22 protein-coding genes and 1 pseudogene are annotated in these 24,173 nt (G+C 70.7%); 17 read left to right on the top strand and 6 right to left on the bottom strand.

Annotation, left to right across the window (positions count from 1 at the left end; translation table 11 throughout):
• Positions 1-14: 14 nt before the first annotated feature.
• The 4 genes from CP981_RS29330 to CP981_RS29350 all read right to left on the bottom strand — a co-directional run bounded on the left by CP981_RS29330 (position 15) and on the right by CP981_RS29350 (position 3,512).
• Positions 15-959: a DMT family transporter gene (locus CP981_RS29330; RefSeq protein WP_244329831.1), complete on the bottom strand. Its 945-nt coding sequence runs from the start codon at positions 957-959 to the stop codon at positions 15-17.
• Positions 960-1,155: 196 nt separating this feature from the next.
• Positions 1,156-1,746: a helix-turn-helix domain-containing protein gene (locus CP981_RS29335; RefSeq protein ID WP_085926103.1), complete on the bottom strand. Its 591-nt coding sequence runs from the start codon at positions 1,744-1,746 to the stop codon at positions 1,156-1,158.
• A gap of 191 nt (positions 1,747-1,937) precedes the next feature.
• On the bottom strand, positions 1,938-2,471 hold the full coding sequence (locus tag CP981_RS29345; protein ID WP_085926104.1) for a hypothetical protein: 534 nt from the start codon (positions 2,469-2,471) through the stop codon (positions 1,938-1,940).
• A 42-nt stretch (positions 2,472-2,513) separates the two neighbouring features.
• The gene (locus tag CP981_RS29350; RefSeq protein ID WP_085926105.1) at positions 2,514-3,512 is read right to left on the bottom strand and encodes a hypothetical protein; all 999 of its coding nucleotides are present in this window, start codon (positions 3,510-3,512) and stop codon (positions 2,514-2,516) included.
• 551 nt (positions 3,513-4,063) lie between these two features.
• Here CP981_RS29350 and CP981_RS29355 point away from each other — a divergent pair.
• Complete coding sequence (locus CP981_RS29355; RefSeq protein WP_085926106.1) at positions 4,064-5,146, top strand: ATP-binding cassette domain-containing protein; 1,083 nt, start codon at positions 4,064-4,066, stop codon at positions 5,144-5,146.
• Entirely contained in the window at positions 5,106-5,969 is an 864-nt protein-coding gene (locus tag CP981_RS29360) for an ABC transporter permease (RefSeq protein WP_085926107.1), read from the top strand. Before CP981_RS29355 ends, CP981_RS29360 begins: the two co-directional genes overlap by 41 nt.
• 18 nt (positions 5,970-5,987) lie before the next feature.
• Here the strand turns inward: CP981_RS29360 and CP981_RS29365 are convergent, their stop codons facing one another.
• Positions 5,988-7,253 carry a glycosyltransferase gene (locus CP981_RS29365; RefSeq protein ID WP_085926146.1) on the bottom strand — a complete coding sequence of 422 codons (1,266 nt, stop codon included), beginning with the start codon at positions 7,251-7,253 and terminating at the stop codon, positions 5,988-5,990.
• A 234-nt stretch (positions 7,254-7,487) separates the two neighbouring features.
• Here CP981_RS29365 and CP981_RS29370 point away from each other — a divergent pair, with 234 nt between their 5' ends.
• The 10 genes and pseudogenes from CP981_RS29370 (at position 7,488) to CP981_RS29410 (ending at position 18,471) form a co-directional block, all read left to right on the top strand.
• The gene (locus CP981_RS29370) at positions 7,488-8,825 is read left to right on the top strand and encodes a cytochrome P450 (protein ID WP_158092665.1); all 1,338 of its coding nucleotides are present in this window, start codon (positions 7,488-7,490) and stop codon (positions 8,823-8,825) included.
• A gap of 21 nt (positions 8,826-8,846) precedes the next feature.
• Positions 8,847-10,250, top strand: coding sequence for a cytochrome P450 (locus CP981_RS29375; protein ID WP_085926109.1), 1,404 nt, complete (start codon positions 8,847-8,849; stop codon positions 10,248-10,250).
• A gap of 59 nt (positions 10,251-10,309) precedes the next feature.
• Entirely contained in the window at positions 10,310-11,323 is a 1,014-nt protein-coding gene (locus CP981_RS29380) for a terpene synthase family protein (RefSeq protein WP_085926110.1), read from the top strand.
• Positions 11,320-12,411, top strand: coding sequence for a polyprenyl synthetase family protein (locus tag CP981_RS29385; RefSeq protein ID WP_085926111.1), 1,092 nt, complete (start codon positions 11,320-11,322; stop codon positions 12,409-12,411). Before CP981_RS29380 ends, CP981_RS29385 begins: the two co-directional genes overlap by 4 nt.
• A 273-nt stretch (positions 12,412-12,684) precedes the next feature.
• Positions 12,685-13,980 (top strand): MFS transporter, encoded by a 1,296-nt coding sequence (locus CP981_RS29390; RefSeq protein WP_208853088.1) that lies wholly within the window; start codon positions 12,685-12,687, stop codon positions 13,978-13,980.
• A 303-nt stretch (positions 13,981-14,283) separates the two neighbouring features.
• Positions 14,284-14,517: pseudogene (locus tag CP981_RS38880) on the top strand (epoxide hydrolase N-terminal domain-containing protein); the annotation flags it as partial.
• Positions 14,518-14,531: 14 nt separating this feature from the next.
• Positions 14,532-14,864: a hypothetical protein gene (locus CP981_RS38885; RefSeq protein ID WP_244330117.1), complete on the top strand. Its 333-nt coding sequence runs from the start codon at positions 14,532-14,534 to the stop codon at positions 14,862-14,864.
• 102 nt (positions 14,865-14,966) lie between these two features.
• Positions 14,967-16,385, top strand: a complete 1,419-nt coding sequence (locus CP981_RS29400; RefSeq protein ID WP_244329832.1) for an NAD(P)-binding protein — start codon at positions 14,967-14,969, stop codon at positions 16,383-16,385.
• Between the two features lie 203 nt (positions 16,386-16,588).
• Positions 16,589-17,806 carry a sensor histidine kinase gene (locus tag CP981_RS29405; RefSeq protein WP_085926113.1) on the top strand — a complete coding sequence of 406 codons (1,218 nt, stop codon included), beginning with the start codon at positions 16,589-16,591 and terminating at the stop codon, positions 17,804-17,806.
• Positions 17,807-17,808: 2 nt separating this feature from the next.
• Positions 17,809-18,471, top strand: a complete 663-nt coding sequence (locus tag CP981_RS29410) for a response regulator transcription factor (RefSeq protein WP_085926114.1) — start codon at positions 17,809-17,811, stop codon at positions 18,469-18,471.
• 57 nt (positions 18,472-18,528) lie between these two features.
• Here CP981_RS29410 and CP981_RS29415 read toward each other — a convergent pair whose 3' ends face one another.
• Positions 18,529-19,686 carry a magnesium and cobalt transport protein CorA gene (locus tag CP981_RS29415; protein WP_208852993.1) on the bottom strand — a complete coding sequence of 386 codons (1,158 nt, stop codon included), beginning with the start codon at positions 19,684-19,686 and terminating at the stop codon, positions 18,529-18,531.
• A gap of 220 nt (positions 19,687-19,906) precedes the next feature.
• Here CP981_RS29415 and CP981_RS29420 point away from each other — a divergent pair, with 220 nt between their 5' ends.
• The 5 genes from CP981_RS29420 (at position 19,907) to CP981_RS29440 (ending at position 24,121) form a co-directional block, all read left to right on the top strand.
• Positions 19,907-20,296 carry a cell division protein SepF gene (locus CP981_RS29420; protein WP_085926115.1) on the top strand — a complete coding sequence of 130 codons (390 nt, stop codon included), beginning with the start codon at positions 19,907-19,909 and terminating at the stop codon, positions 20,294-20,296.
• Between the two features lie 55 nt (positions 20,297-20,351).
• The gene (locus tag CP981_RS29425) at positions 20,352-21,806 is read left to right on the top strand and encodes a P-loop NTPase family protein (RefSeq protein ID WP_085926116.1); all 1,455 of its coding nucleotides are present in this window, start codon (positions 20,352-20,354) and stop codon (positions 21,804-21,806) included.
• On the top strand, positions 21,803-22,162 hold the full coding sequence (locus CP981_RS29430) for a nucleotide pyrophosphohydrolase (protein ID WP_085926117.1): 360 nt from the start codon (positions 21,803-21,805) through the stop codon (positions 22,160-22,162). Before CP981_RS29425 ends, CP981_RS29430 begins: the two co-directional genes overlap by 4 nt.
• Before the next feature lie 384 nt (positions 22,163-22,546).
• Positions 22,547-23,002, top strand: coding sequence for a DUF6099 family protein (locus CP981_RS29435; protein WP_085926118.1), 456 nt, complete (start codon positions 22,547-22,549; stop codon positions 23,000-23,002).
• A gap of 195 nt (positions 23,003-23,197) precedes the next feature.
• On the top strand, positions 23,198-24,121 hold the full coding sequence (locus CP981_RS29440) for an LLM class F420-dependent oxidoreductase (protein WP_085926119.1): 924 nt from the start codon (positions 23,198-23,200) through the stop codon (positions 24,119-24,121).
• Positions 24,122-24,173 lie beyond the last annotated feature (52 nt).

Consider the following 24,173-nt stretch of genomic DNA (forward strand, 5'->3'; position numbering starts at 1 on the left):
GAGCCTCCGGTCGTTCAGCGGCGGACGCGGTGGGTGAGGAGGGTGCCTGCGGTGGCGAGCACGAGCCCGGCGAGGGTGAGCGGCCCGAGCCGCTGTCCGAGCAGCAGCGCGCCGAGCCCCGCCGTGCTCATCGGGACCAGCTGGAACAGGCTGCTGACCTGGCTCGTGCCATGGCGCTGGAGGAGGCGGTAGAGCAGGCCGACGCCGACGATCGAGTTGACCAGCGCGCTCCACAGCAGCACCGGCCAGTACGCGGCGGTGAAATGCACGTCCCAGCCCTCGGCGAGCAGCGCGGGCACCAGCACCACCAGCGAGGCGGCCAGCAGCTGTACGGCATTGCCGCTCACCGGGTCCATCTGCCCGCAGAACCGCTTCTGGTAGACGGTGCCGGCGGAGATGCCCAGCAGCCCCAGCGCGAGAAAGCCCAGTCCCGGCAGGCAGTTGAGGGACAGCTCGATCCCCTCGGCGACCGCCAGTGCCACCCCGCCGAGCCCGAGGACGAGCCCCAGCAACTGGCCCGCCGAGACCCGCTCGTGGAGCAGCGGCACCGCCAGCAGCGAGGCGGTCAGCGGATAGAGGGCGATGATCAGGGCCGCGAGGCCGGACGGCACGCCGAGGTCCATGCCCGCGTAGATGCTGGAGAACTGCACCGCCTGGACGAGCACTCCGGCGACGGCCAGATGCAGCAGCCGGCGCCCGCGGGGCAGCCGTTGGCGGCGGATGCCGGCGACGGCCAGCAGCACCAGTCCGGCGAGGGCGAAGCGTAATGCCGCGAAGGTGTAGGGCGCCGCGTACCGCAGGCCGAGCGTGCCGGAGAGGAATCCCGAACTCCAGACGACCACGAGGGCCACCCGGGCGGGCAGTTCGGCGAGGCGCCCCGCGGGCCGTGCGGCAGGGGCCGGCACAGCGCTGGGTGCGGGCCGCTCCTCACTTCCCAGGGGTGGGCTTGGACTGGTCACTGCTGGCGCTCCCTCTGCTCGACCGTGTTCGGTAAAATGCACGCTAGAGCAAAATATCGTTCACTGCGACGGTTTTCCGCTCTCTGAGGTCGGCGTGGTGGTCATGGCCACGCCCGGACGGGAGGTCTGGGGGCCCGGGCAGCAAAAAGCCCCACGGGCCATGGTCCGCAGGGCAGTTGGAGGAGGGCGGAAGGGCTCAGTAGAGGCTGGAGAAGAGTACGGCGACCATCTGGGCCGGCTCGTCGGTGTCATTGCGGAAGGTGTGCGGATGACCGGCCGACCACTGGATGCAGTCCCCGGCGCGCAGCTCATGGTCCCGGCCGTTGTACCGGGCCACCAGCGTGCCCCGCGTCGCCATGATGAGATCGGAGCCCTCGTGCTGAAGGTCCTCGGTGAGGCCGCTGCGCGGGGCGAAGTCCCCCGTGACCACCTGGTATCCGAGCTCGGGGGACCGCAGCACCCGGTAGACGACACCCGGCGCCCGGTTCAGGGTCTCCTGCTCCTCCCGGGGGAAGAGCGAGGGAGTGGCCCGCCCCCGGGAGAACCCCAGGAACGAGCCGACATCGTGGTCGAACACCTTCGCCAGACGGCCGAGCCGCTCCAGCGCGATATCCGTCTCGCCGCGCTCCAGACCCGCCAGGAAGGACACCGACAGCCCGCACTCCGCGGCCACTTGGCGAAGCGACATCCCCCGCTGCGTACGAAGCCGGTGCAGCACCTCGCCGGGCGGCGGGAAGCCGAGCTCCGGATCCCGCGCGGGAGGGGTGGAGGGGTCCGGGTCTGCCATGCCCGCATCCTAATGCCGGGGCAGGGGACATGCCGCTGACGGCCTGATCCCTTCATCCCCGGCGATGTCCTTCTTCTGTGCACGGGCGGTGTGATCGAGGCCCGCGACCACAACGGCGCCTTCTCCCCTCTCCCCGACCGCCTCCATGACCGCTTCGGCGGGCGGTCGGCTCGGTGCCGTGGCGGTCTGCGTCAGTCCGTCTGGTGGGCGTCCCGCGCCGCGTCCACGAACTCCTCCAGGGCTTTCCAGTACGGGCGGTAGGCGGCGTCGAAGGAGTCCTGGCCGTCGGGGTCGCCGGCCAGGTCCGCGCTGAGGGCGGCGTAGAACGGGCGGGTGGCCTTCTGGAGGGCGAGGGCCGCGGCGGCGGCCGACTGCGGGCCCTCCAGTTCGACGACCCGGGCGCAGCGGCGGATCCTCGCGTACTCGGCGACCTCCCGGTCCTGGAGCTCGCCGAGTGTGGAGGCACGGGACTCGGAGCGGGGGAGCCGCAGCACGGTGGAGATCTCCCAGAACAACTCGCCCATCCGGTGGGTCTGTTCGATCAGATCCAGATAGGCGGTGCGGCGGCTCTCCCGCAGCCGCTCGGCACGCTGCGAGCGCGCGGCGGTCTCGGCCTGGATCCTGGCGGCCCGCGCGCTGCCGCGGCTGGTGACCCAACTGGCGAGCACCGCCGTGCCGCCGGTCACCGCCGCGATTGCCAGAGTCCATATCGTGCTGTCGCCCACGTGACGTCACCCTACCGAGCCGCTCGGGCGCACCGGCCGTCGCTACGAGGGGAAGGCGCCCGGCGGCACCGTGCTCGTGGAAGCGTTGCCGCCGAACACCTTGTTCAGGGTGAAGGTCAGCACCGTGTACTGCGTCCCGCCGGACACCCGCACCGTCCGGAAGTTCGCCTTGTCGTCGAACTTCTCGAAGCTGCATCCGCGGGTGAAGGAACGCTTCCCGCCGTTCCAGTCCTCGCCGGTGGTGAAGTACACGGTGTACGCACCGCTGTTGACGCTGCGGACGGTCGCCTTCGCGCCCTTGCGGACGTACAGGGAGAACGCCGTGCGGGTGCCGCGGGTCAGCGTCACCACCGCATCGGAGCTGGTGCCGTTGTTGACGGTCAGCCGGCCCAGCCCGCCCCGGCTGCCGTCGCGCACGAAGGTGCCGTTCGCCAGCCGCCGGTGCCGGGCCCGCTCCGTACGCGGCAGCCGCAGCGAGGTGTCATAGCCGAGGGCCTTGAGCGCGCGGGCGGCCTCCTTGACGCTCTGCGGGCCGTGCGCCGTGTCGAGTTCCACGCGGGGTGAGCTGGCGCAGCGGCCGCCGCTGCCGCGGGCACTGCGCAGATCCTGCCCCAAGGCCCGCAGCGCGGTGGCGAGTTGGCTGGTGCCCGAGCGGGCGTTGTCCGGTGCGGCGACCGTCTCCAGGGCCTCGGCGGCGGTCTCGGCCTTGCCCGCGGCGCTGTCCAGCGCCTTGTCCAGTGCACCGCCCTCGCGCGCACCGTCGACCGTGCGCAGTGCGCTGTCGAGCGGCCGGAGGGCGCCGGTCAGCGCATGACGGTAGGCGGCGGGATCGACGGTCGGCGCTTGGCTGGGGGACGGCGCCGGACCGGCCGCCGAGCTGCTCGATCCGCCCGTCGGAGCCTCGCTTCCCCCGCCCGCCGAACAGGCCGCCAGCGGCAGCGCCAGTGCGAGGGCCGCCGCACCGAGCGCGCCGGCCCGGCCCGTACGGCGGCGTCGGTGGGCCGCTGTCCAGCCCGCTCCCGCCGCTGCCCCGCCCGTCATGTGCGCAGACGTGTACCTCACCATGAGTCCCCCGATTCCCCCGGTATCCCCCGACATCCGGCAACTGCCGAAACAAACAGGCTTCTCCCACCACAAGTTGCTGTCAAGGGCGTTGTCCGGTACGGGAGTTGGGCGGGCCGGGGGCGGCGTCGGGATCCGGGCGCGCGCCGGGACGCCGTTCTTCCGGGCGCGATATCCGCGCAGGCCGCCCCTCCCACGGCGGTGGTCCGGGCCCACCCGGAGATCGCGCCGGCCGCGGAGCGCCGACGCCGCCGTCTCCTCCTCCGGAGGGGATCTGAGCTCTCGCGGGCCGGGCTGCTGGTTCGCGGCGAAACCGGTGGGGCGGCGGGGCCGTCGCAGCGGGGGCGACCGGCGGGACCGTCGTGGCGGCGGTGACCGCCCGGCCACCCGCATGGGCCGTTCGATACCCCGCCCCGCGCGCGTTCCGGCCCCCGCCGCCCCCTCGGACCTAAAATCGGAACATGCCCGCAGGGGGTTCCCGACCCGCCCGACGAGGGACGGGCCGGTGTCCCGGCTGATCCGGAGGGCCCATGACCACTGACGACGAGCGAGGGCGGGGACGGTTCACCGGACCGGCGGCGCCGGACGGGCCACCGCACACCCCGGCCGCGCCCGCTCCCGGCGCCCCCGGTCCGCACGCGCCCCTCCCCGACGCCGTGACCTGCCACGCGCTGCGCTACGCGTTCGGCGAGACCAAGGCCGTGGACGGCGTCGACCTCTCCGTCCGCACCGGCGAGGTCTTCGGCCTGCTCGGCCCGAACGGCGCGGGCAAGACCACCGCGATCCGCTGTATCACCACCCTCCTGCCCGTCCCGGCCGGCATGGTGCGGGTCTTCGGGCATGACGCGGCGAAGGAGCGGATGGCGGTGCGCCGGCTGCTGGGGTACGTCCCGCAGCAGCTGTCCGCGGACGCCGGGCTGACCGGCCGGGAGAACGTCGCGCTGTTCGCCCGGGTCTTCGACGTCTCCCGCCGCGAGCGCGCCGCCCGCGTCGCCCAGGCGCTGGCGGCGGTCGGCCTCACCGAAGCGGCCGGCCGGCTCGCCAAGACGTACTCCGGCGGCATGATCCGCCGCCTCGAACTCGCCCAGGCCCTGGTCAGCGCGCCCCGGCTGCTGATGCTCGACGAGCCGACGATCGGCCTCGACCCGATCGCCCGTACCAGCGTCTGGGAACACATCAACGCCGTACGGGCCGCCACCGGCATGACCGTCCTGGTGACCACGCACTACATGGACGAGGCCGACCAGTACTGCGACCGTCTCGCCCTGATGCACCGGGGCCGGATCCGCGCCCTCGGCACTCCCGACGAGCTGCGCTCCGCCCTGCGTGCCCGCCGCCGCGCCGCCCTGACCTCGGCCGCCCGGCAGTCGGCGCCGCATACCCCGGCCGACGCCCCGGACACCGCCACCCCGGCCGCCCCGGCAGCCTCACCCTCCACCCCTGCCGCCCCCGCCACCTCCTCCTCTCCGTCGTCGGCCCCATCGCGCCCGTCCGACACCGCGCCGACCTTGGAGGACGTCTTCCGGGACGTCGCCGGCAGCGGTCTCGACGAGCAGTCAGGAGACTTCCGCGATGTCCGAAGCACCCGCCGCACCGCCAACCGGGTCGGCTGACACCGCCACCGGCGCCGGCCGGCTGGACCTGCTGCTGGTCCCGCCGCGCGCCCGCACCGGCTGGCGGGTGCTGACCGCCCGCGTCATCGCGATGTGCGTGGTCGAACTGCAAAAGCTGCGCCACGACCGCACCGAGCTCTACACCCGCGCCGTCCAGCCCGCCCTGTGGCTCCTGGTCTTCGGCGAGACCTTCACCCGCCTCAAGGCCATCCCGACCGGCGGCACCCCGTACATCGACTATCTGGCGCCCGGCATCATCGCCCAGTCCGCCATGTTCATCGCGATCTTCTACGGCATCATGATCATCTGGGAACGGGATGCCGGCATCCTCACCAAACTGCTGGTCACCCCGACCCCGCGGTCCGCGCTGATCGCCGGCAAGGCCTTCGCCGCCGGGGTGAAGGCGCTCATCCAGGCCGTGGTGGTGATCCTCATCGCCGCCCTGCTCGGTGTGGCCATGACCTGGAACCCCCTCCGGCTGCTCGCCGTTGCCGTCGCCGTGGTCCTCGGCTCGGCCTTCTTCTCCTGCCTGTCCATGACGATCGCCGGGATCGTGCTCACCCGGGACCGGCTGATGGGCATCGGCCAGGCCATCACCATGCCGCTCTTCTTCGCCTCCAACGCCCTATACCCGGTGGCGATCATGCCCGGCTGGCTCCAGGTGGTCAGCCTGATCAACCCCCTCAGCTACCAGGTCGACGCCCTCCGCGGCCTCCTCCTGGGCACCCACGCCCACCTGGCCCTCGACTACACCGTCCTGGTGGCCGCCGCCGCACTCGGCATCGCCGCCGCCTCGTCGCTCCTGGGGCGGCTGGCCCGGTGACACCGTCCCCCGTGCTCCCTACGACATCCCCCGGCCGGAGTTGAGCAGTCGGTCCACCGCCTCGACGGTGCGTCCGGCGCCGTCCTCCTCGGCGAGCTCGGCCGCCAGCAGACGGCTGCGTTGTGCGTACTGTGGCCGGTCGACGGCCGTGCGGATCAGTTCGGCGAGGCGGCCGGCGTGCAGGGTGCCGAGCGGTAGGAAACCGGGGCCGGCGCCCAGCGCCACGACGCGGCGAGCCCAGAAGGGGGCGTCCCCGAAGGCCGGCAGCCCCACCGCGGGTACTCCTGCGCGCAGGCCCGCGCCGGTCGTGCCGGCACCCATGTGGTGCACCACGGCGGCCATCCGCGGGAACAGCCAGTCGTGCGGCGCGTCGCCGATCGTGAGGACGGCGTCGTCCCTGGCGTCCAGTCCGGCCCAGCCGGTCTGGACGACGCCCCGTACCCGTGCCCGGCGCAGGGCGTCGACGACCAGCTCGCCGATCCGTTCCGCGTCGCGCGGGTCGCCCACGCTGCCCAGGCCGATGCGTACGGGGGCGGGGCCGTCGTCGAGGAAGTCCCGTAGCTCCTGGGAGGGTTGCCAGGCGGGCTGCTCGGGCGGCCACCAGAAGCCGACCACCTCCACCCCGGGGCGCCAGTCGGCGGGGCGGCGGACCACGGTCGGGCTGAAGCCGTAGTGGACGGGCCAGCGCTCCTCGGTCGTACGGCGGAAGGTCTCCGCGGTGGTCATCGGGGGCACCCCGATTTTCTTGCAGAATTCCGGCGAGCTCGACCAGGGGGTGAGCCCGGTGGCGAACATCAGCTTCCCCAGGGAGCGATTGGCCCAGGCACCCAGGGACGGTATGCCGATCGGTGGTGGGAAGTCCCCGGTGGGGTGCAGCGGCTGAAGTCCCAGTCCCAGGCTGGGAATTCCCAGTGCCTTCGCCAAGTGGTAGCTGTGAAACATGGTCAGGCCGCTGCACAAGAGCAGGTCGGTGTCCTTCTCGGCGGCGGCAATCAAACCGTCACCGAGCTCTTCCAGGTGCCGGCGTATCTTCTTCAGCCACACACCTGCGCGGAGTGAGTCGCCGATTCCGGCCTTTTTCAGCCGGCCCTGTTCGGCGACGCCCAGGGCGCGGGGGTCGCCCGGCAACGGACGGAATTCACAGTTGTTCCGGCGGACTTGTTCGGCGAATGCCTCGTAGGTGGCGAGGGCAACGGGGTGTCCGGCCGCCCTCAGCCGGGTGGCCAGGCCGAGGAAGGGTGAGAGGTCGCCCTGGGTGCCGGTGGCAACAATGAGGACTGTCATGGCGGCATCGTAGGGTCTGATCCGGTGAGTCATGAGCGGTTTCCCCGCGGCGACTCGGACGGTCGGAGAGCCTGCCGCGGCCTGCGGATTTCGGAAGCCGATCGATAACGAAACAAAATCTTGGACGGCTAGCCTTCAGAGAGTTCGGCACCAGCTCCTGACTTCCAAGGATCTTCCGTGTCCACTGTTTCTGCCCGATTAGACTCGCCCGAAGGAAAAAACCCGCCACAGCCCGTGCCGCGACTGAGCCTGCGCGAGAATCTCGTGGGGCTTGCGGAAATGCGGCGCGACCAACTGGCGTTCCTGGTGCGCTCGGTGCGGACCCATGGCGATATCTTCCATATGCGCCTGGGTGGTCTGCCCACAGTGATGGTCAATCACCCCGACTATCTCCAGCACGTCCTGGTCGACAACCACCAGAACTACGACAAGGACAACTTCCTCTATCGCGCCACCCGGACAGTGCTGCGCGAGGGGCTCATCGCGAACAAGGGCGGCGAGCCATGGCGTCGGCACCGCCGGATCATGCAGCCCTCCTTCAGCCGTTCCAGCGTCGCCGACTTCACCACGAACATCAGCGATCTGACCGGCGACCTGTTGCGCCAGTGGGAAGAGCCGGCCGGCCGAGGCGCGGTGGTCGAGGTGACGACCGAAATCGCCAATCTCGCGCTGCGGATCGTGCTGCGCGCGCTGTTCGGTGTCGACGCGGATGACCGCGGCCGGCGCTTCGAGCGGGACTTCCTGGAAGTGAACGCCATCGCGGGGGATTTCTTCCGGTTCCCCTTCCCGCCGCTGTCCTGGTACTCGCCGTCCCGGAACCGGCTCCGGCAGTTGATCCGGGAGATGGACGGCTTCATTGCGTATCTCATCGATGCGCGCCTGGCCCGGGAGAGCGAGAAGCCCGATCTGTTCACGCTGCTGCTCAATGCGATGGACGAGGAGACCGGAACCGGGCTCACCCATGAGCAGTTGGCCAATGAGATCCTGGCCATGATCATTGCCGGATATGAAACCTCCAGCAATTCCATCTCCTGGATCTTCTACCAGCTCGCCGCGTACCCGGATATCCAGCGCCGGGTGCACGACGAGGTGGACAGCGTGCTGGACGGACGCGTACCCACTCTCGACGATCTGCCCCGTCTGACCTACACCCGCATGGTGATCGACGAGACACTGCGCCTGTTCACCCCGGCGTGGCAGACCATGCGGCACGCCGTCGACGACGATGTCATCGGCGGGTACCGGATTCCCCGGGGAACCGATGTCTATCTGAATCTCTTCACCTTCCACCGGCACCCCGATTTCTGGCCGGACCCGGCCCGGTTCGATCCCGAGCGGTTCACCCCGGAAGAAATCGCCCGGCGGCCACGTCACGTCTATCAGCCGTTCGGAAGCGGGCCCCGCCACTGCCTCGGCAAGCATTTCGCGCTGACCGAACTGCACATCATCACGGCCATGCTCGCCCAGGCCTTCCACATCACCCGGCCGGAGGGCCAGGCCCCCGTGGGTTTCGCGCCGCTGATCACCTTGCATCCCAAGGGCGGCATACACCTCCGGCTGCACCGTCGCTGACGCATCGCAAAGAGGTCATGAATGCCCCTGACTCCGCGTACCCGTGCCGCGCGCCGGACGCCTTCGCTCAGAGAGATTCCCACGGTCACGGCACGGGACGGTATCGGCGGAACGCTGGCCTTCAAACGCGACCAGCTCGCCTTTCTCGGCGACGGGCTGGCGCGGCACGGCGACATCTTCCGGTTCCGCCCGCTCGGCCTGCCCATGGTCATGGTCAACCACCCGGACCACATCCGGCACATCCTGGTCGACAAGGGCGAGCAGTACGACAAGGACGCCGCCATTTTCAAGGTGGTCCGTCCGGTCCTGCGCAACGGCCTGATCGCCAATGCCGATATGGCACTGTGGCGGCGCCAGCGCCGCATGATGGCCCCGCATTTCACCCCGCGCACGGTCAGCGCGTTCGCCCGCAACATGACGGACGAGACCGTGCAGATGCTGGAGCGCTGGGAATCCCGCACCGCCGCCGGTGACACCCTCGACATCACTGACGAAATAGGTCAGTTGGCGCTCCGGATCGTGAACCGGTCACTCTTCAGTGCCGATGTGGGGGCCGCGGCCCAGGCTTTCGAGCGGGCCTTCGGCGAGGCGAACAGTATCCTCGGCGCCTTCTTCCGCTTCCCGTTCCCTCCGCTCAGCGTCCCGACGCCCAGCCACCGGCGGCTGCGCCGGGCGATCAACGGTATGGACGCCTTCGTCTCCGGCTTCATCAAGAAGCGGCTGAACGACGAGGTCGCCACGGGCGAGGAAACCGATCTGCTGACTCTTCTGCTGCACTCCGTGGACGAGGAGGACGGCAAGGGAATGGACCTGGAGCAACTGCACCACGAGGTCCTGAACATCTGCATCGGCGCCTACGAAACGACCACCAACACCCTCTCGTGGGCGTTCTATCTGCTGGCCCGGCATCCCGAGGTCGAGGAGCGGCTGCATGCCGAGGTCGACGAGGTGCTGGGCGGCCGGGTCCCGGCCTTCGAGGATCTGCCGAAGCTGGTGTACACCCGCATGGTCGTCGAAGAGACGCTGCGCATCTATTCCCCGGCGTATCAGTTCATGCGCCGGGCGCGGGAAGAGGACGAGATCGACGGCTATCGGATGCCAGCCGGCACCAATGTCCTCATCAACAGCTATTTCCTGCACCGGCATCCGGACTTCTGGGAAGACCCCGAACGTTTCGTACCCGAGCGTTTCACCCCCGAGCAGGTCGCCCGGCGCCCCAAGCACGTCTACATACCGTTCGGCAGCGGCCACCGCATCTGTATCGGCAAGCACTTCGCGCTGACCGAACTCACCCTCGTGCTGGCCACCGTGGCCCGGCACCACCGGCTGGTCATGCCCGAAGGCGCCGCCGAGGTGCACCCGGAGGCCCTGATCACCCTGCACCCCAAGGGCGGAGTGCACTTGCGGCCGGAGCCCCGCGGATGAACCGGAACACCAGACAGGGTGCGCGGACCGCGGCACCAGCGAAAACAGCGGAGGCACCCGTGCCGGACATTTTCCACCCCTTTCCCTACCGGATCAGCCCGTATGTCGCCCAGGCCCGTGAGCATCTGACGGACTGGACACGGCGTATCGGGCTGATAGAGCGGGAAGCCGCCAGAAAGCGCTTTGCGAAAGCCGACTTCGGCTGGTTCGCGGCAATGGTGTATCCCACCGCCGACGCCACCCAGCTGAATCTCATGGCGGACTGGTTCGCCTGGCTCTTTCTCGTCGACGACCAGCTGGACGACGGAAGCATCGGACGCAGCCCCGAACAGGCACGGGACATCGTGGACGGAATGCGGGCGGTCCTGGAGAGCCCGGATCACGGGGCGGCGGCCGCGGCCGACCGGGACGGCCCGGTGGCGGTCTCCGCGCTCGCCGATCTGTGGCTGCGTACGGCACCGCACGCCACCGCGAATTGGCGCCGCCGGTTCGTCCAGCACCTGGACGACTGCCTCACCGTGGCCGCCACCTGGGAGGCCGGGAACCGGGTCGCGGGAACGGTGCCGGACGAGGAGACCTATATCGAAATGCGCCGGCACACCGGTGCGATCTATGTCTGTATGGACCTCATCGACATCGTCGAGCGCATCGATATCCCCGATTCCCTCTATGCCGATGCGCAGTTCCGGGCCGCTCTCGACGCCGCGTGCAACGTCGTGTGCTGGACCAACGACGTGTACTCGCTCGCAAAGGAGCGCGCACTGGGCGAGGTCCACAATCTCGTCCATATCGTCGAGCACCACCGGGGACTGGACACACCCGGGGCACTGGACCACGTCTGCGCCGCCACCTCGACCGAGACCATGCTGTTCCTCGAAAAGGAGCGGGAACTCCTGGCGGCCCGCCCCGAGCACCACGCGGTACTCGTCCCCGGTCTCGCGGGCATGCGGACCTGGATGCGAGGAAATCTCGACTGGTCCAGGAGCACCAAGCGCTATCGCCCCGTGGAAGGCGACGAGGAAATACGGCCGGATGAGTACCTGGAGGCGAGTCTCATGAAGGTGGACCAGTGACCACGACAGGGGAGAGACCGGCACTCGCACAGCCCGGCTCTGCCGGCCCCGGAAAGGCCGTCCCCGGGAATTCCGCCCCCGATGCCTGGCACCTCCTCAAAACGGCCCGGGAGCTGACCGAACCCGAACTCCGCAAAGCCGTGGACCGTCTCGCCGAACCGGTCCGCTCGGTGGCCGCCTACCACTTCGGCTGGTCGGACGAGTGCGGCCGGCCGGTGAACGGCGAGGGCGGAAAGGGCGTACGCGCGGCCCTGGTGCTGGCCGCGGCCCAGGCGGTCGGGGCGCCGGCCGTGGAGGCGGTGGCCCCCGCCGCGGCGGTGGAACTCGTCCACAACTTCTCGGTGCTGCACGACGACCTCATGGACGGCGATCTGCTGCGCCGGGGCCGTAGTACGGCATGGTCGCTGTTCGGCTCCACACAGGCGATCCTGGCGGGTGACGCCCTCCTGGCCGTCGCTGTCGACACCCTCGCCCACCGATTCCCCCAGGGAGGCCCGGAGGCGGTGCGGGAACTCTCCGGGGCCCTGCTCGCACTGGTCGCCGGCCAGGGCGCCGATCTCACCTTCGAGACCCGGGCGGACGTCGGCCTGGCCGAATGCCTGGAGATGGCGGCCGGCAAGACGGCGTCGCTGCTCGCCGCGGCCTGCGCGCTCGGCGCACTCGCGGCGCGTGCCGGGACCGAACGGGTCGACGCCCTGCGGCAATTCGGACGGCACCTCGGGCTCGCCTTCCAGCTCGTCGACGACCTGCTGGGCATCTGGGGCGACACCACCGTCACCGGCAAGCCAGTCGGCTCGGACCTCCGCTCGCGGAAGAAGAGCCTGCCCGTCGTCGCGGCCCTGTCCAGCGGCACCCCGGCCGGCGAGCGGCTCGCCGCGCTCTACCACCGTACGGAGCCCCTGGACGACGCCGAGCTCCGCACGGCCGCCCAGCTGATCGAGGAAGCCGGCGGCAGGCGCTGGGCCCAGGAGGAGGCCGAGCGACAGCGGGCCGCGGCGGTCACCAGCCTGGCCACCGCCGGTGTCACTCCGGACAGCACCCCCGCGCTCGCCGCGCTCGCCGACCTGATCACCCGCAGGCACGTCTGATGACCTGCGGGGCCGCTGCCTGACGACCGGAAAACGGGTGGCACCCCCTCGCGCACCCGAGTAGCTTGCCCGCCTGTGACTGACGGCTCGGAGCGCTCATCGAGGGGCGCGGCGTCGTCCGGGGAACCGACCGCGGCAGCGTCCGGGAATCCGACCGCGGCGGCCTCCCAGGAGGAGCCGACCGCGGCTGGCCATCCACCGGCGCCCTCCGGGACCACAGGAGGCTTGTTCTCCGGGGCGTACGCTGCCGCCACCTCCTGTTTCGCCGCGGTGATGTTCCTGACCGGGTTCGCCGCGCTGGCCGTGGTCCCCGTGCTGCCCACGGCGGCCCGGGACGTGGACGGGGTGGCGCTCTACCCGCTGGTGGCCGGCTGCTTCGTGGCCGCGAGCCTGCTCGGCGGGGTGGTGGGCGGTCATTGGGCGGACCGTGCCGGGGCGCAGCGTCCGATGGCGGCGGGCATGGTGCTGGCGGTCGTCACCTTGCTGGTCTCGGGCGCCGCCGCCTCGGTCTGGCAGCTGGCGGCCGGGCGCTTCCTGGACGGGCTGGCGGGCGGGATGATCGCGGTGTCGGTCAACACCGCCATCGGACAGGTCTACCCCGACCGCTTGCGGCCGCGCGTTCTGGCGTTGATGAGCGCCTGCTGGATCGTCCCGTCGCTGGTCGGTCCCCCACTGGCGGGGCTGGTGACCGAGTGGTGGTCCTGGCGCGCGGTGTTCCTCGGGCTGGCCGCGCTCACCGTGCTGCCCGCCCTGATCGTGGTGGCCCTGCTGCGCGGCCGATTCGGGGCGGCCCCGCCGGCGCCTTCGGGAGACGAGCCGGCGCCGCGCCTCGCGCTGACCGTCGCGACAGCGGTGAGCCTGGGCGCGGCGTTGGGGCAGTACGGCGTCTCGGGCCGCGATCTGCGCCATCTGCTGTGCGCGATGGCCGGATTCGCCCTGCTGGGGGCCTTCGCGTCACGGCTGCTGCCGCGGGGTACCTGGTGTGCCGCGCGCGGTCTGCCGGTCACGGTCCTGCTGCGCGGCCTGGGCTCCGGAGTGTTCTTCACGCTGGAGGCCTATGTGCCGCTGCTGCTGGTCACCGACCGGAACGCGCCTCCCGTGGTGATCGGCCTGGCGTTCACCGGTGCCGCGGTGGCCTGGGCCGGCTCCTCCTGGGTGCAGGGCCGCCTGCTGGAGCACTGCCCCCGCCACCGTCTGGTCGTGGCCGGGGCACTCGTGCAGGCGCTGGCGGTCGCCCTCGCGGTCGCCGGGACACTGCCCCTGACCCCGGCGTACACCGCCGCCTCGGCCATGGTCGTCGCGGCCGTCGGCATGGGCATGTACGTCCCCTCCCTCACCGTGCTGTCGCTCACCCACAGCCCGCCCGGCCGGCAGGGCTACGCCGGCAGCGCGATGCAGACCACCCAGAATCTGGGCCAGATCACGGTGCTGGGCCTCTCCGCCGTCGTGCTCAACGCCTGCCGGGGCGCCGGCACCACCGACTCCGCCGCCTACTCCGCCGCCTTCGGCCTGCTGCTCGCCCCGTGCCTGCTGGCCGCCTTGCTCGCCGGCCGTGCCCGCAGCGAGTGAGCGAACTCCCCGCGCCGGGCGCCGCCATGGCCGGATCCCCGTCGAGGCTGCGTAGGTGGCGTCTGCGTCCGTGGTACGCGCGGCAGCCCTCGTACTGCGTTCGTGGCAGGTCAAGAGTCTGCGGGCGCACGATGACAGTGTCGGGGCGCGACGGCAGGGTGGACGGTGCCGCAGTCCGGCGGGATGAGCACCTGCGGCCCTGGGTAATGCAGGAACGCAATTGACGCATCGCCGCACTGTCGGCGATGCGGGGGAAGGCTCATTGTGGTGGATTCCGACGCCGTGGTGCCGTTCGAGCTCGCCGTGCCCGACGAAGAGCTGGCGGATGCGCGCGACCGTTTGCGTCGTGTCCGGCTGCCGGAGGCCGAGACGGCCGGGGGCTGGGCACAGGGGATTCCGCGTTCCTACGTCGAGGAGTTGTGCCGCTATTGGCGCGAGGAGTACGACTGGCGCCGGCTTGAGGCCGAACTCAATGGACGCGGCCAGTGGCGCACCGTGATCGACGGGCTGGGAATCCATTTCCTTCATGTCCGCTCCCCGCGTGCGGATGCGTGGCCCTTGCTGATCACGCATGGCTGGCCCGGTTCGGTGGTGGAACGCGGGCTCACCGGCCGGCGGATCCGGCGGGGCAGCTCGCCTGGATCGTGGAGAAGTTCCAGGGCTGGACCGACTGTGGCGGGCATCCGGAGAACGCGGTGTCCCGTCAGCGGCTGCTGGACAATGTCGCGGTCTATTGGTTCGCGGCGTGCGGTGCGTCATCGGCGCGGTTGTACTGGGAGAGCATTCCGCCCCGGGACCGACACGGGACTGCTGTCGTCGCGTACCGCACGGGCGGGCGCGGAGCGGAATCCGGCGGAGACGGCGCCCCCTTCGAAGCCTTTTGAACAGAACTCTTTCGCATTTCGACGCCCGGTGAAGGGCGGCGAAGGCGCCGCTGCGCGCCGGCGCAGGTGCGAGTTCCACACCCACACGAGAGAAGGAATACGGTGTCAGAGCCGGAAATGCTAGAGGTCGACTACCTGATCGTCGGGGCCGGCGCGATGGGCATGGCCTTCGCCGACACTCTGGTGGCCGAGACGGACGCGACGGTGGCCCTCGTCGACCGCTACGGCCGGCCCGGCGGCCACTGGACCGTGGCCTACCCCTACGTGCGCCTGCATCAGCCGTCCGCGTTCTACGGCGTCAATTCCCGCGAATTGGGAACCGGCGAAGTGGACCGGCACGGCGGGAACGCGGGACTTCACGAGCTGGCATCGGCCGATGAAATCCTCACCTATTTCGACCAGGTGATGCACAAGACCCTCCTGCCGACCGGTCGTGTCTCGTACTTCCCCATGTCCGTCCACGACGGCCCGGATCCGGCGCGACCGGATGTCCAGCGGTGTCACTCCGTCGTCAGCGGTGCCGAGTTCGGCATACGGGTGCGCCGGCGGACCGTGGACGCCACCTATATGAACGTCACGGTTCCGGCGATGTGCCCGCCGAGGTACGACGTGGGTCCCGGGGTCCGGCTGATCACTCCCAACGAGCTGCCGTCCCTGGAGGCCGCGTCCTCGCACTACACCGTGGTGGGCGCGGGAAAGACGGGCATCGACGCCTGCCTCTGGCTGCTGCGGCACGGCGTCGACCCGGCGGACCTCACCTGGATCATGCCGCGCGACGCCTGGCTGCTCGACCGTGCGCAGATCCAGCCCGGCCCGGAGTTCGCCGCGGTCCGGGCCGAATCGCTCAGCGCCCGGGTGCGGGCGGTGCTCGAATCCGACACGATCGACGAGCTCTTTCAGCGGCTGGAAGCCAACGGCTCCCTGCTCAGGCTGTCGTCGGACGTCACACCGACGGCGTTCCGCTGCGCGACGGTCACCCGGTCCGAACTGGCACAGCTCCGGCGGATTCCCGATGTCGTCCGCCACGGCAGGGTCCGGCGCATCGGCGCCGACACGGTGGAACTCGACGGGACGACCGTCCCCGCCCGCCCCGGAACCCTCTACATCGACTGCACCGCCGATGGCCTCGAACCGCGGCCGACGGTGCCGGTGTTCAGTGGCTCCGGCATCACCTTGCAGGCGCTGGTCCCGTGCCAGCAGGTGTTCAGCGCCGCATTCGCCGCCCACGTCGAGGCCGCATATGAGGACGACGCCGAGAAGAACCGGATGTGCACCCCCGCGCCCCACCCCAGCACCGCCCTGGACTGGCTCCGTGCCGCCGCACACATCGATGATCTGATGCTGCGGTGGTCCGCGGACCGCGGCCTGCGCGAGTGGAGCGACGCCTCGCGTCTCACGACCCGCTCGACCGGCTCGCTCTCCGAGGAACAGCGGGCCGTGCTGCTGGAGCGCCTGCACGCCGAGAAGGACCAGCTACAGAAGCTGCTGGCGCAGGAGGAGATGACGGTGGCAGCCACCTGATGACGACCGGCACCGGGCGTCCTGTGCACGGTCATGGACGATCCGCAGGAGGCGGGTGCGTCGCGCGCCGTCCCGGCCCTGACCGGGCGTGACCCGGGTCGGGCCGGGCGTCGTCCCCGGTTCGTCCATCGAGCCCGGGGGCGGTGCCGGGCGGATGCGCGTCATGGCTGGTCCGGGGCGCTGCGTACGGTGAAGGAGTGCAGATGATCGACCGGCTCAGGCAGTCGCTACGGGCCCGGCCGTGGCGGGGGGACCTGGCCCTCGCGGTCAGCTGCTTCGTCCTGGCCGCCCCGGTGGCGGCAGGCTCCGCCTACTACCACCGGACCTCGGTCGCCTCGTTCCTCACCGGCCTGGCACTGGCGTGTGCGCCCCTGGTGGCCCGCAGCCGCCGGCCGGTGCCGGTGGTCGCGGCGACCACGGCCGTGAACATCGCCCAGATCCTCGTCCTCTCGTACTCGGGGTCGTCGCCCGTCGCCACCGCGGTCGCGCTCTACTCGATGACGATGCACACCGGCCGGCGTACCACCTGGCGCGTGCGCGCAGCGGCGATCGGCGTACTCGTCGCCACCTCGCTGATCTCCCGCCCCGCTCTGGAGAACCTCTGGGAACACCTGTCCCTGATCGCCGGGCTGGGCCTCGCGGTGGCCAGCGGCGACGCCGTCCGCAGCCGCCGGCAACTGCTCACCTCCGCCCTGGAGCGGGCCGAACGGGCCGAACGCACCAGAGAGGAAGAGGCCCACCGCCGCGTCACCGAGGAACGCCTCCGCATCGCCCGGGAGCTCCACGACGTCCTCGCCCACCACATCACCCTGGTCAACGCCCAGGCAGGCGTCGCCCACCATCTGATGCGCGCCGACCCCGAACACGCCTACCAGGCACTGGAACGGATCCGGGACACCAGCCGGGCGGCACTGGACGAGCTCCGCGCCACCGTAGGGCTGCTCCGATACGGCGACGACCCGGCCGCGCCCCACGAACCCGCACCCGGCCTCGCCGGCCTCGACGCTCTGCTGGGCTCCTTCCGCCACTCCGGTCTCGCCCTCACCCTCGAACGGACCGGACAGCCGCAGGAGTTGCCGCCGGTCACCGATATGACGGCCTACCGGATCATCCAGGAAGCCCTGACCAACACCCGCAAGCACGTCGGCCCGGTCTCCGCGCAGGTCCAGCTGCACTACCGCACCGATGCCCTGCGGATAACCGTCGAGGACGACGGCCCTGGCTCCCCGAAGACCAGGAGCGGCAACCGACCCGCCACCCCGGCCACCGCAGCAGCCCCGGGTAGCGGCACCGGTCACGGAATGATCGGGATGCACGAGCGGGCCCGGGCCGCCGGCGGCACCCTCACCGCCGGACCGCGCCCCACCGGAGGCTTCCGCATCCACGCCGAACTACCGCTCCGCACCCGCCGAAAGGGCTGACCTTGACCATCCGTGTCCTGCTCGCCGACGACCAGGCCCTCCTGCGCGGCACCTTCCGCATACTCATCGACTCCGCCGCCGACATGGACGTGGTCGCCGAAGCCTCCACGGGACGTGAGGCGGTCGAAAGGGCCCGCAGCCACCGCGTCGACCTGGTCCTCATGGACATCCGGATGCCCGACCTCGACGGGCTCGCCGCCACCCGGCTCATCACCGGGGACGAGGACCTCGCGGGCGTCCGGATCCTGGTACTGACCACCTTCGAGAACGACGAATACGTCGCCGAGGCTCTTCGCGCCGGCGCCAGCGGATTCCTCGGCAAGGGCATCAACCCCGATGAACTGCTGGACGCCATCAGGGTGGTGGCGGCCGGCGACTCCCTGCTCTCGCCGACCGCGACCAAGGCCCTGATCAACCGCTTCCTGGCGCAGCCCGCACCACCCGGCCCGCACACGCCGCCGTCACTGGCCACACTCACCCCGCGGGAACACGAGGTCGTCACCCTGGTCGCCACGGGTCTGTCCAACGACGAGATCGCCGAGCGGCTCTTCGTCACCCCGCTCACCGCCAAAACCCATGTGAACCGCGCGATGGCCAAACTCGGCGCCCGGGACCGCGCCCAGCTCGTGATCATCGCCTACCGGACCGGTCTGGCCCCGCGCTGACGGCCCTGAGCCCCGCTCCGGGGTTCCCGCCCGGCTGCCGCCCCCGGCAGTCGTTGGTCAGAGCCAGCGGCGCCGTTTGAAGATGAGGTACAAGCTGGTGCAGACGACCGCCATCAGGACGAGGGCGAAGGGGTAGCCGAAGACCCAGTGCAGCTCCGGCATCTGGTCGAAGTTCATGCCGTAGATCGTCCCGACCAGGGTCGGCGCGAAGAGGATCGCCGCCCATGCCGAGATCTTCTTGACCTCCTCGTTCTGCTCGAAACCGGCCTCGGCCAGAGCGCGCATCTCGGCGTTCTGCTGCTGGTTCACCAGGGTCGCGTTGACGGTGAGGATGTCCTGAAGGGCTTGCCGGAAGCCGTCCACCCGCTCCGTGGTGTGCAGGACGTGGTCGGCCACATCGCGCAGATAGCGGCGCAGTTCCTCGTCGATGGCGTACTTCTCGAAGCCCGCGGTCAGGCTCTCCAGCATGCCGTTCAGCGGGCGGGTGGCGCGCTGGAACTCGACCACCTCACGGGAGAGTTCATAGATACGGCGGGAAACCCGGGGGTCGCCGCCGAAGACCTCGGTCTCGATTTCGTCGATATCGGTCTGGACACCGTCGACGACCGGTGCGTAGCCGTCCACGACCGCGTCGAGGATCGCGTAGAGGACGGCTTCGGGGCCGCGTTTGAGGAGTTCGGGGGTGTCCTCCATGCGCTGGCGTACGGCCGACAGGTCGGGGGCGCCGCCGTGCCGCACGGTGATCACGAAGTCCCGGCCGACGAAGACATGCAGCTCGCCGAAGTCGACCTCCTCGGGGTCGTCGAGGTAGCGCGCGGCGCGCAGAACGACGAAGAGGGTGCCGCCGTAGCGCTCCAGCTTGGGCCGCTGGTGCGCCTCCAGGGCGTCTTCGATGGCGAGCGGATGGAGGTCGAACTCCGTTGCCAGGGTGACCAGTTCGGCGGAGGTGGGGCGGTGCAGGCCGATCCAGGCGAGGGTGTCGGAGGTGGCGCGCTGCTGCCGGAAGGCGTCGGCGAGCGTGTCATGGGTACTGACGCGGTGTCCGTCACGGTAGAGGGCCGCGGTGATGATGCTGCTGGGGGTTTCGGCCGGCGGTTCCGGCGTGGCGGAACCGGCCGCGGTCTCGGCGGGCGGCGGTCCCGCGGGCCGCTTCTTCGCGGGTTTGCGCAGGCCGCGCAGTCCACGCGGCCGACGGCCGGGAGGCTCAGAGCTCACGACAGAACGGACCTCCGTGACAAGGGGGATGAACGGGCACACAGAATCTCGACGCAGGATATCTGCCGAGGATGTCAGCACAGGTCAGCGGCCATGGTGCAGGATGGAACCGGACGCGACGCGGCGTGTGTCGCGTCCGCCGGGCTTTGTACGTCTATCCCTAGAATTGTGCGATGCAGATACCGCAGACAGCCAGCGCTCCCCTGGGTGAGGTGATTCGGTGAACGGCCCCGATGCCACCGACGAGCAGTGGGAAGGGCTCGCCGAGGTCGTCCCGCTCCGCAGCAGCAGCGGATGGCCTTCCTGGCCCGACCACCGTGCCCTCCCCGAGGAGGAGCCGGCGGAGCAGCTGCGGCGGTTCATCGTCATCCGCGTCCAGACCTTCGCGGACGCCCGTGAGGTCGCCGAGTACTTGATGGCGCAGATCCCCGTCCTGCTGGACCTCAGCAGCGCCGACACCGACGTCGCCAAGCGCATCCTGGACTTCTCCAGCGGAGTCGTCTTCGGGCTCGGCAGCGGGATGCACCGCGTCGACACCAATGTCTTTCTGCTGGCCCCCGTTGGCACCGAGGTCGCGGAAACGGCACTCGGGGGCGTCCCCCATTCGTAGGAAGAGCTGTTGGGCGTAACGGTTCTCCGGTCGGGGTGCTGCATAGCGTCCCGGCATGAATACCGAGACTGTGCGGCCGGCGGTGACCGAATTACGGCTGTCCGCCTTCAAAACCCATCGCGGCCTCACCCTGCCGCTCACCCGGCTGACGCTGCTGAGCGGTGAGAGCGGAAGCGGCAAGTCCAGTGCGCTTCAGGCGTACGAGATCCTCGCCCGGCTCGGCAGTGGTGAGTCGCTGGCGCGGGCCGTGCGGGAGGTGGCGGGCAGCCCGGCGGCGTGTGTGCCGGCCCTGGCGCGCCCCGACGCACAGGGGCGGCGGGGGTTCCGGATCGGCTGCACGGTCGACGGTCCGGCCGGCCCCGTCAGCCTCGATCTCGCCGTCCAGGCCGAGCCCGAACTCCGCATCGTCGGGGAGCGGTTGACCGGTGGCGGAGAGACCCTGCTGACCACCGCGCTCACCGACCCGGACCGCCCCACCGTCCAGGCGGCCTGGCACACCGCGGGGGCGACTCCGGTGACCCGTGCCCCGTTGCCCGACGACCGGCTCGGCACCTCGCTCCTGCCGTTGCGCGTCGCGGGCAAGACGGCGGGGCAGCGCCTGGTCCTCGCGGCGGCCGAACAGGTCGTGGTCGCGCTGCGGTCGGCGTTCGTGTGCGACCCGCAGCCGGAGGTCATGCGGGGCGCGGGGACGGGCGGTACGGGGGGAGCCGGGCCGGACGGTGCATGTGGTGCGGACGGTGCCGATGGGGCCGGTACGGCCGGCGCGGCCGGTGGTGCCGGACATGGAGCCGGGGTGCGGCGGAGTGGCCGGGAGGCGGGCTTGCGGGGCGGGCCGGGGAAGCCGGGCGGGGCTGCCGGGGCCGGAGGGCCGCGGAAGCGTAAGGGCAGTAGTGGTGAGGCGGGCGGCTGGAGCCGCGATACGGAGGGCGCGCGGGCCGAGGGGCGGCTGCGGTCGTCCTGCGACAACCTGCCCGCGGTGCTGGAGCGGACGAGCCAGGAGTGTGCACGACGGCATGCGGTGCTGGTCGCGGCGGTACGGGAGGCCTGCGCCGGTCCCGTCGAGGGGCTGCGTGCGGTGCCGCGGCAGGCGGGCGGTACGGGGGAATCGCCCGCCGGCGCCGCTGTGCCGGCCTGGCCGGTGGGCACCGCGGGGCCACGGGCCGGGGTAGCGGGCGTGCGGGCGGTCCTCGACCGGGGGGAGCTCGGCGAGCTGCCCGTCGAGCAGCTCGGCGACGGTGAGCTGCGGTTTCTCGCCCTGGCGCTGGTGCTGCTCACCGGGCCGGAGGTGCTGGCCATGGATCCGGTGGGGGAGGTGCCGTCCGCTCATCAGCAGATGACGGTGATGGCCGACGGGATGGACCGCTGTATGGACCCCAGGCAGGCGCGTGAGCTGGTGTCGCTGGCCCTGCGGATGACCGACCGCGGGCATGTGCGGCTGCTGGGGACGGTGCGGGATCCCTCGGTCGCCGAGGGGCTGCCCGGCGTCCAGGTGCTACACCTAGGGGTATGAGCGAGGATCTTCATGCGCTGCAGCGACGGCTGGCCGAATTCGCGGCCGCGCGGGACTGGCAGCAGTACCACACGCCCAAGAACCTGGCCGCGGCGCTCAGCGTCGAGGCCGCGGAACTCGTCGAGATCTTCCAGTGGTTGACGCCGGAGGAGTCGGCGAAGGTGATGGCGAACCCGGGGAAGGCCGGCCGGGTCGAGGACGAGGTCGCGGACGTGCTGGCGTATCTGCTCCAGTTCTGCGAGGCGCTGGGGATCGACGCCCTGGCGGCGCTCGCCGCGAAGATCGAGCGCAATGAGTCGCGCTTCCCGGCGGTCCGCTCGGCGCGCCCGGACCGGCCGCGGGAGGGCGAGGAGTAGGGCGGGGGACGGAGCGGAGGACACGGGGGAGCGAGGAGCGCGGGGGCGCAGGGGCGGGGCCGGCGGGGTGTGAACGCCGGCCCCGCCCCTGGTGTGTTGTCCGTGGTGCCGTGTGCTGTTCGCCCGGTGGTCCGGTCCGTGTTCGCTTCGGCGGTTTCGCGTGGCTTGTGCCGGTGGTGTGAGGGGTGGGGGCGCTGGGGCGGAAGGGGAGGGAGCGGGGGTACGACAGCCGCTTGTCACTCTCCGGAGTCATGGATCTTTCCACATCGCCTTGCTTGTCCACAGATTTGCGAATTCCCCTGGCTTTTTTGGGTGTTCGCATTCACTCTGGGTAGTGGAAAGAGTGCAGGGTGCATGCGAATGAAGGGGAAAGGAGGGGAGCGGATGGACGCGGTGCGGATCATCGTGGCCAGTCGACGCGGGCTGGCAGAGGCGAACACGGTTCAGGGAGTGATCGTCGAGGCATGGCAGGCGCAGGCCTTGGCGGAGGCGGTCGGCAGCCATCTCGCGATATTCGGGCCGTACGAAGTGCGGTCCAGGGCCCGGGGATTGGGCGACGCAGGCGGGCGGTTCAGCGGGGGACTGCTGTGCCCGGCGTCGTTCACCGGTGGGCTGCGGGCGGCTCAGCTGTCCGAGGTGCGGGATGCCAAGGCGGCTTTAACCGGCCTGTGCCTCCTGCTGCGAGAGGTGTGCGAAGCGCTGGTGGCGGTGGTGCTGCTGGCGGACGAGGAGGGGATGTACTGGACCTGCGTCGAGGCGATGGACACGGTCGATGAATCGAGAGACCGCGTGGCCGGAATACTGGAGAAACTGGAGGTGCGCGACCGGAACCCCGCCTGAGCACCACAGCGCCGCACGACCGCACCAACCCCTGCGCTCGCCCCGTCGCATGTCTCGCGCCATTCATGGGCAGGCCCCGCCCACCGCCGGCCGTGTCCATCCCCCCATCCCCCCACGCACCCATACCCAGTCCGACCCGCTGCGCCGAAACGCTCGCCGACGGTTGGGGTGTCGTGCGGAGTGCAGGATGGAGGTATGGACCTACGAATCTTCACCGAGCCGCAGCAGGGCGCGTCCTACGAGACTCTGCTGAAGGTCGCCAAAGCTACTGAGGATCTTGGTTTCGATGCGTTCTTCCGCTCGGACCACTATCTCCGGATGGGCGATGCCGACGGCCTGCCCGGCCCGACCGATGCCTGGATCACGCTGGCCGGTCTCGCTCGTGAGACCCGGCGCATCCGTCTCGGCACGCTCATGACGGCCGGCACCTTCCGGCTGCCGGGTGTGCTCGCCATCCAGGTCGCCCAGGTCGACCAGATGTCGGGCGGCCGGGTCGAACTGGGCCTCGGGGCGGGCTGGTTCGAGGAGGAGCACAAGGCGTACGGCATTCCGTTCCCCAAGGAGAAGTTCGGACGGCTGGAAGAGCAGCTGGCGATCATCACCGGCCTGTGGGCCACCGCAACAGGAGAGGAGTTCAGCTACGACGGGACCTACTACCAGCTGGAGAATTCGCCCGCGCTGCCCAAGCCCGCCCAGGGCAAGGTGCCGGTGCTGGTCGGCGGCCACGGTGCGACGCGTACACCGCGGCTGGCGGCGCAGTACGCCGATGAGTTCAATATCCCCTTCGCTTCGCTCGAAGACAGTGCGCGCCAGTTCGGACGGGTGCGGGCGGCCGCCGAAGCCGCCGGGCGGAAGGGCGATGAGCTGGTGTACTCCAACGCCCTCGTGGCCTGCGTCGGGAGGGACGATGCCGAGGTGGCGCGACGGGCCGCGGCCATCGGGCGCGAGGTGGACGAGCTGAAAGCCAACGGCCTGGCGGGCTCGCCCGCCGAGGTCGTCGACAAGATCGGCCGCTATGCCGCGATCGGCGCGTCCCGTGTCTACCTACAGATGCTGGACCTGGACGATCTGGACCACTTGGAGCTGATCTCGACGCAGGTGCAGTCGCAGTTGGGCTGACGCCGGGCAGGGCGGCGCTGTTGCGGAAAACCGGTGGGACCCGGGCTGTCTT

It is taken from the genome of Streptomyces platensis, from assembly GCF_008704855.1.
Taxonomy (GTDB): Bacteria; Actinomycetota; Actinomycetes; order Streptomycetales; family Streptomycetaceae; genus Streptomyces; species Streptomyces platensis.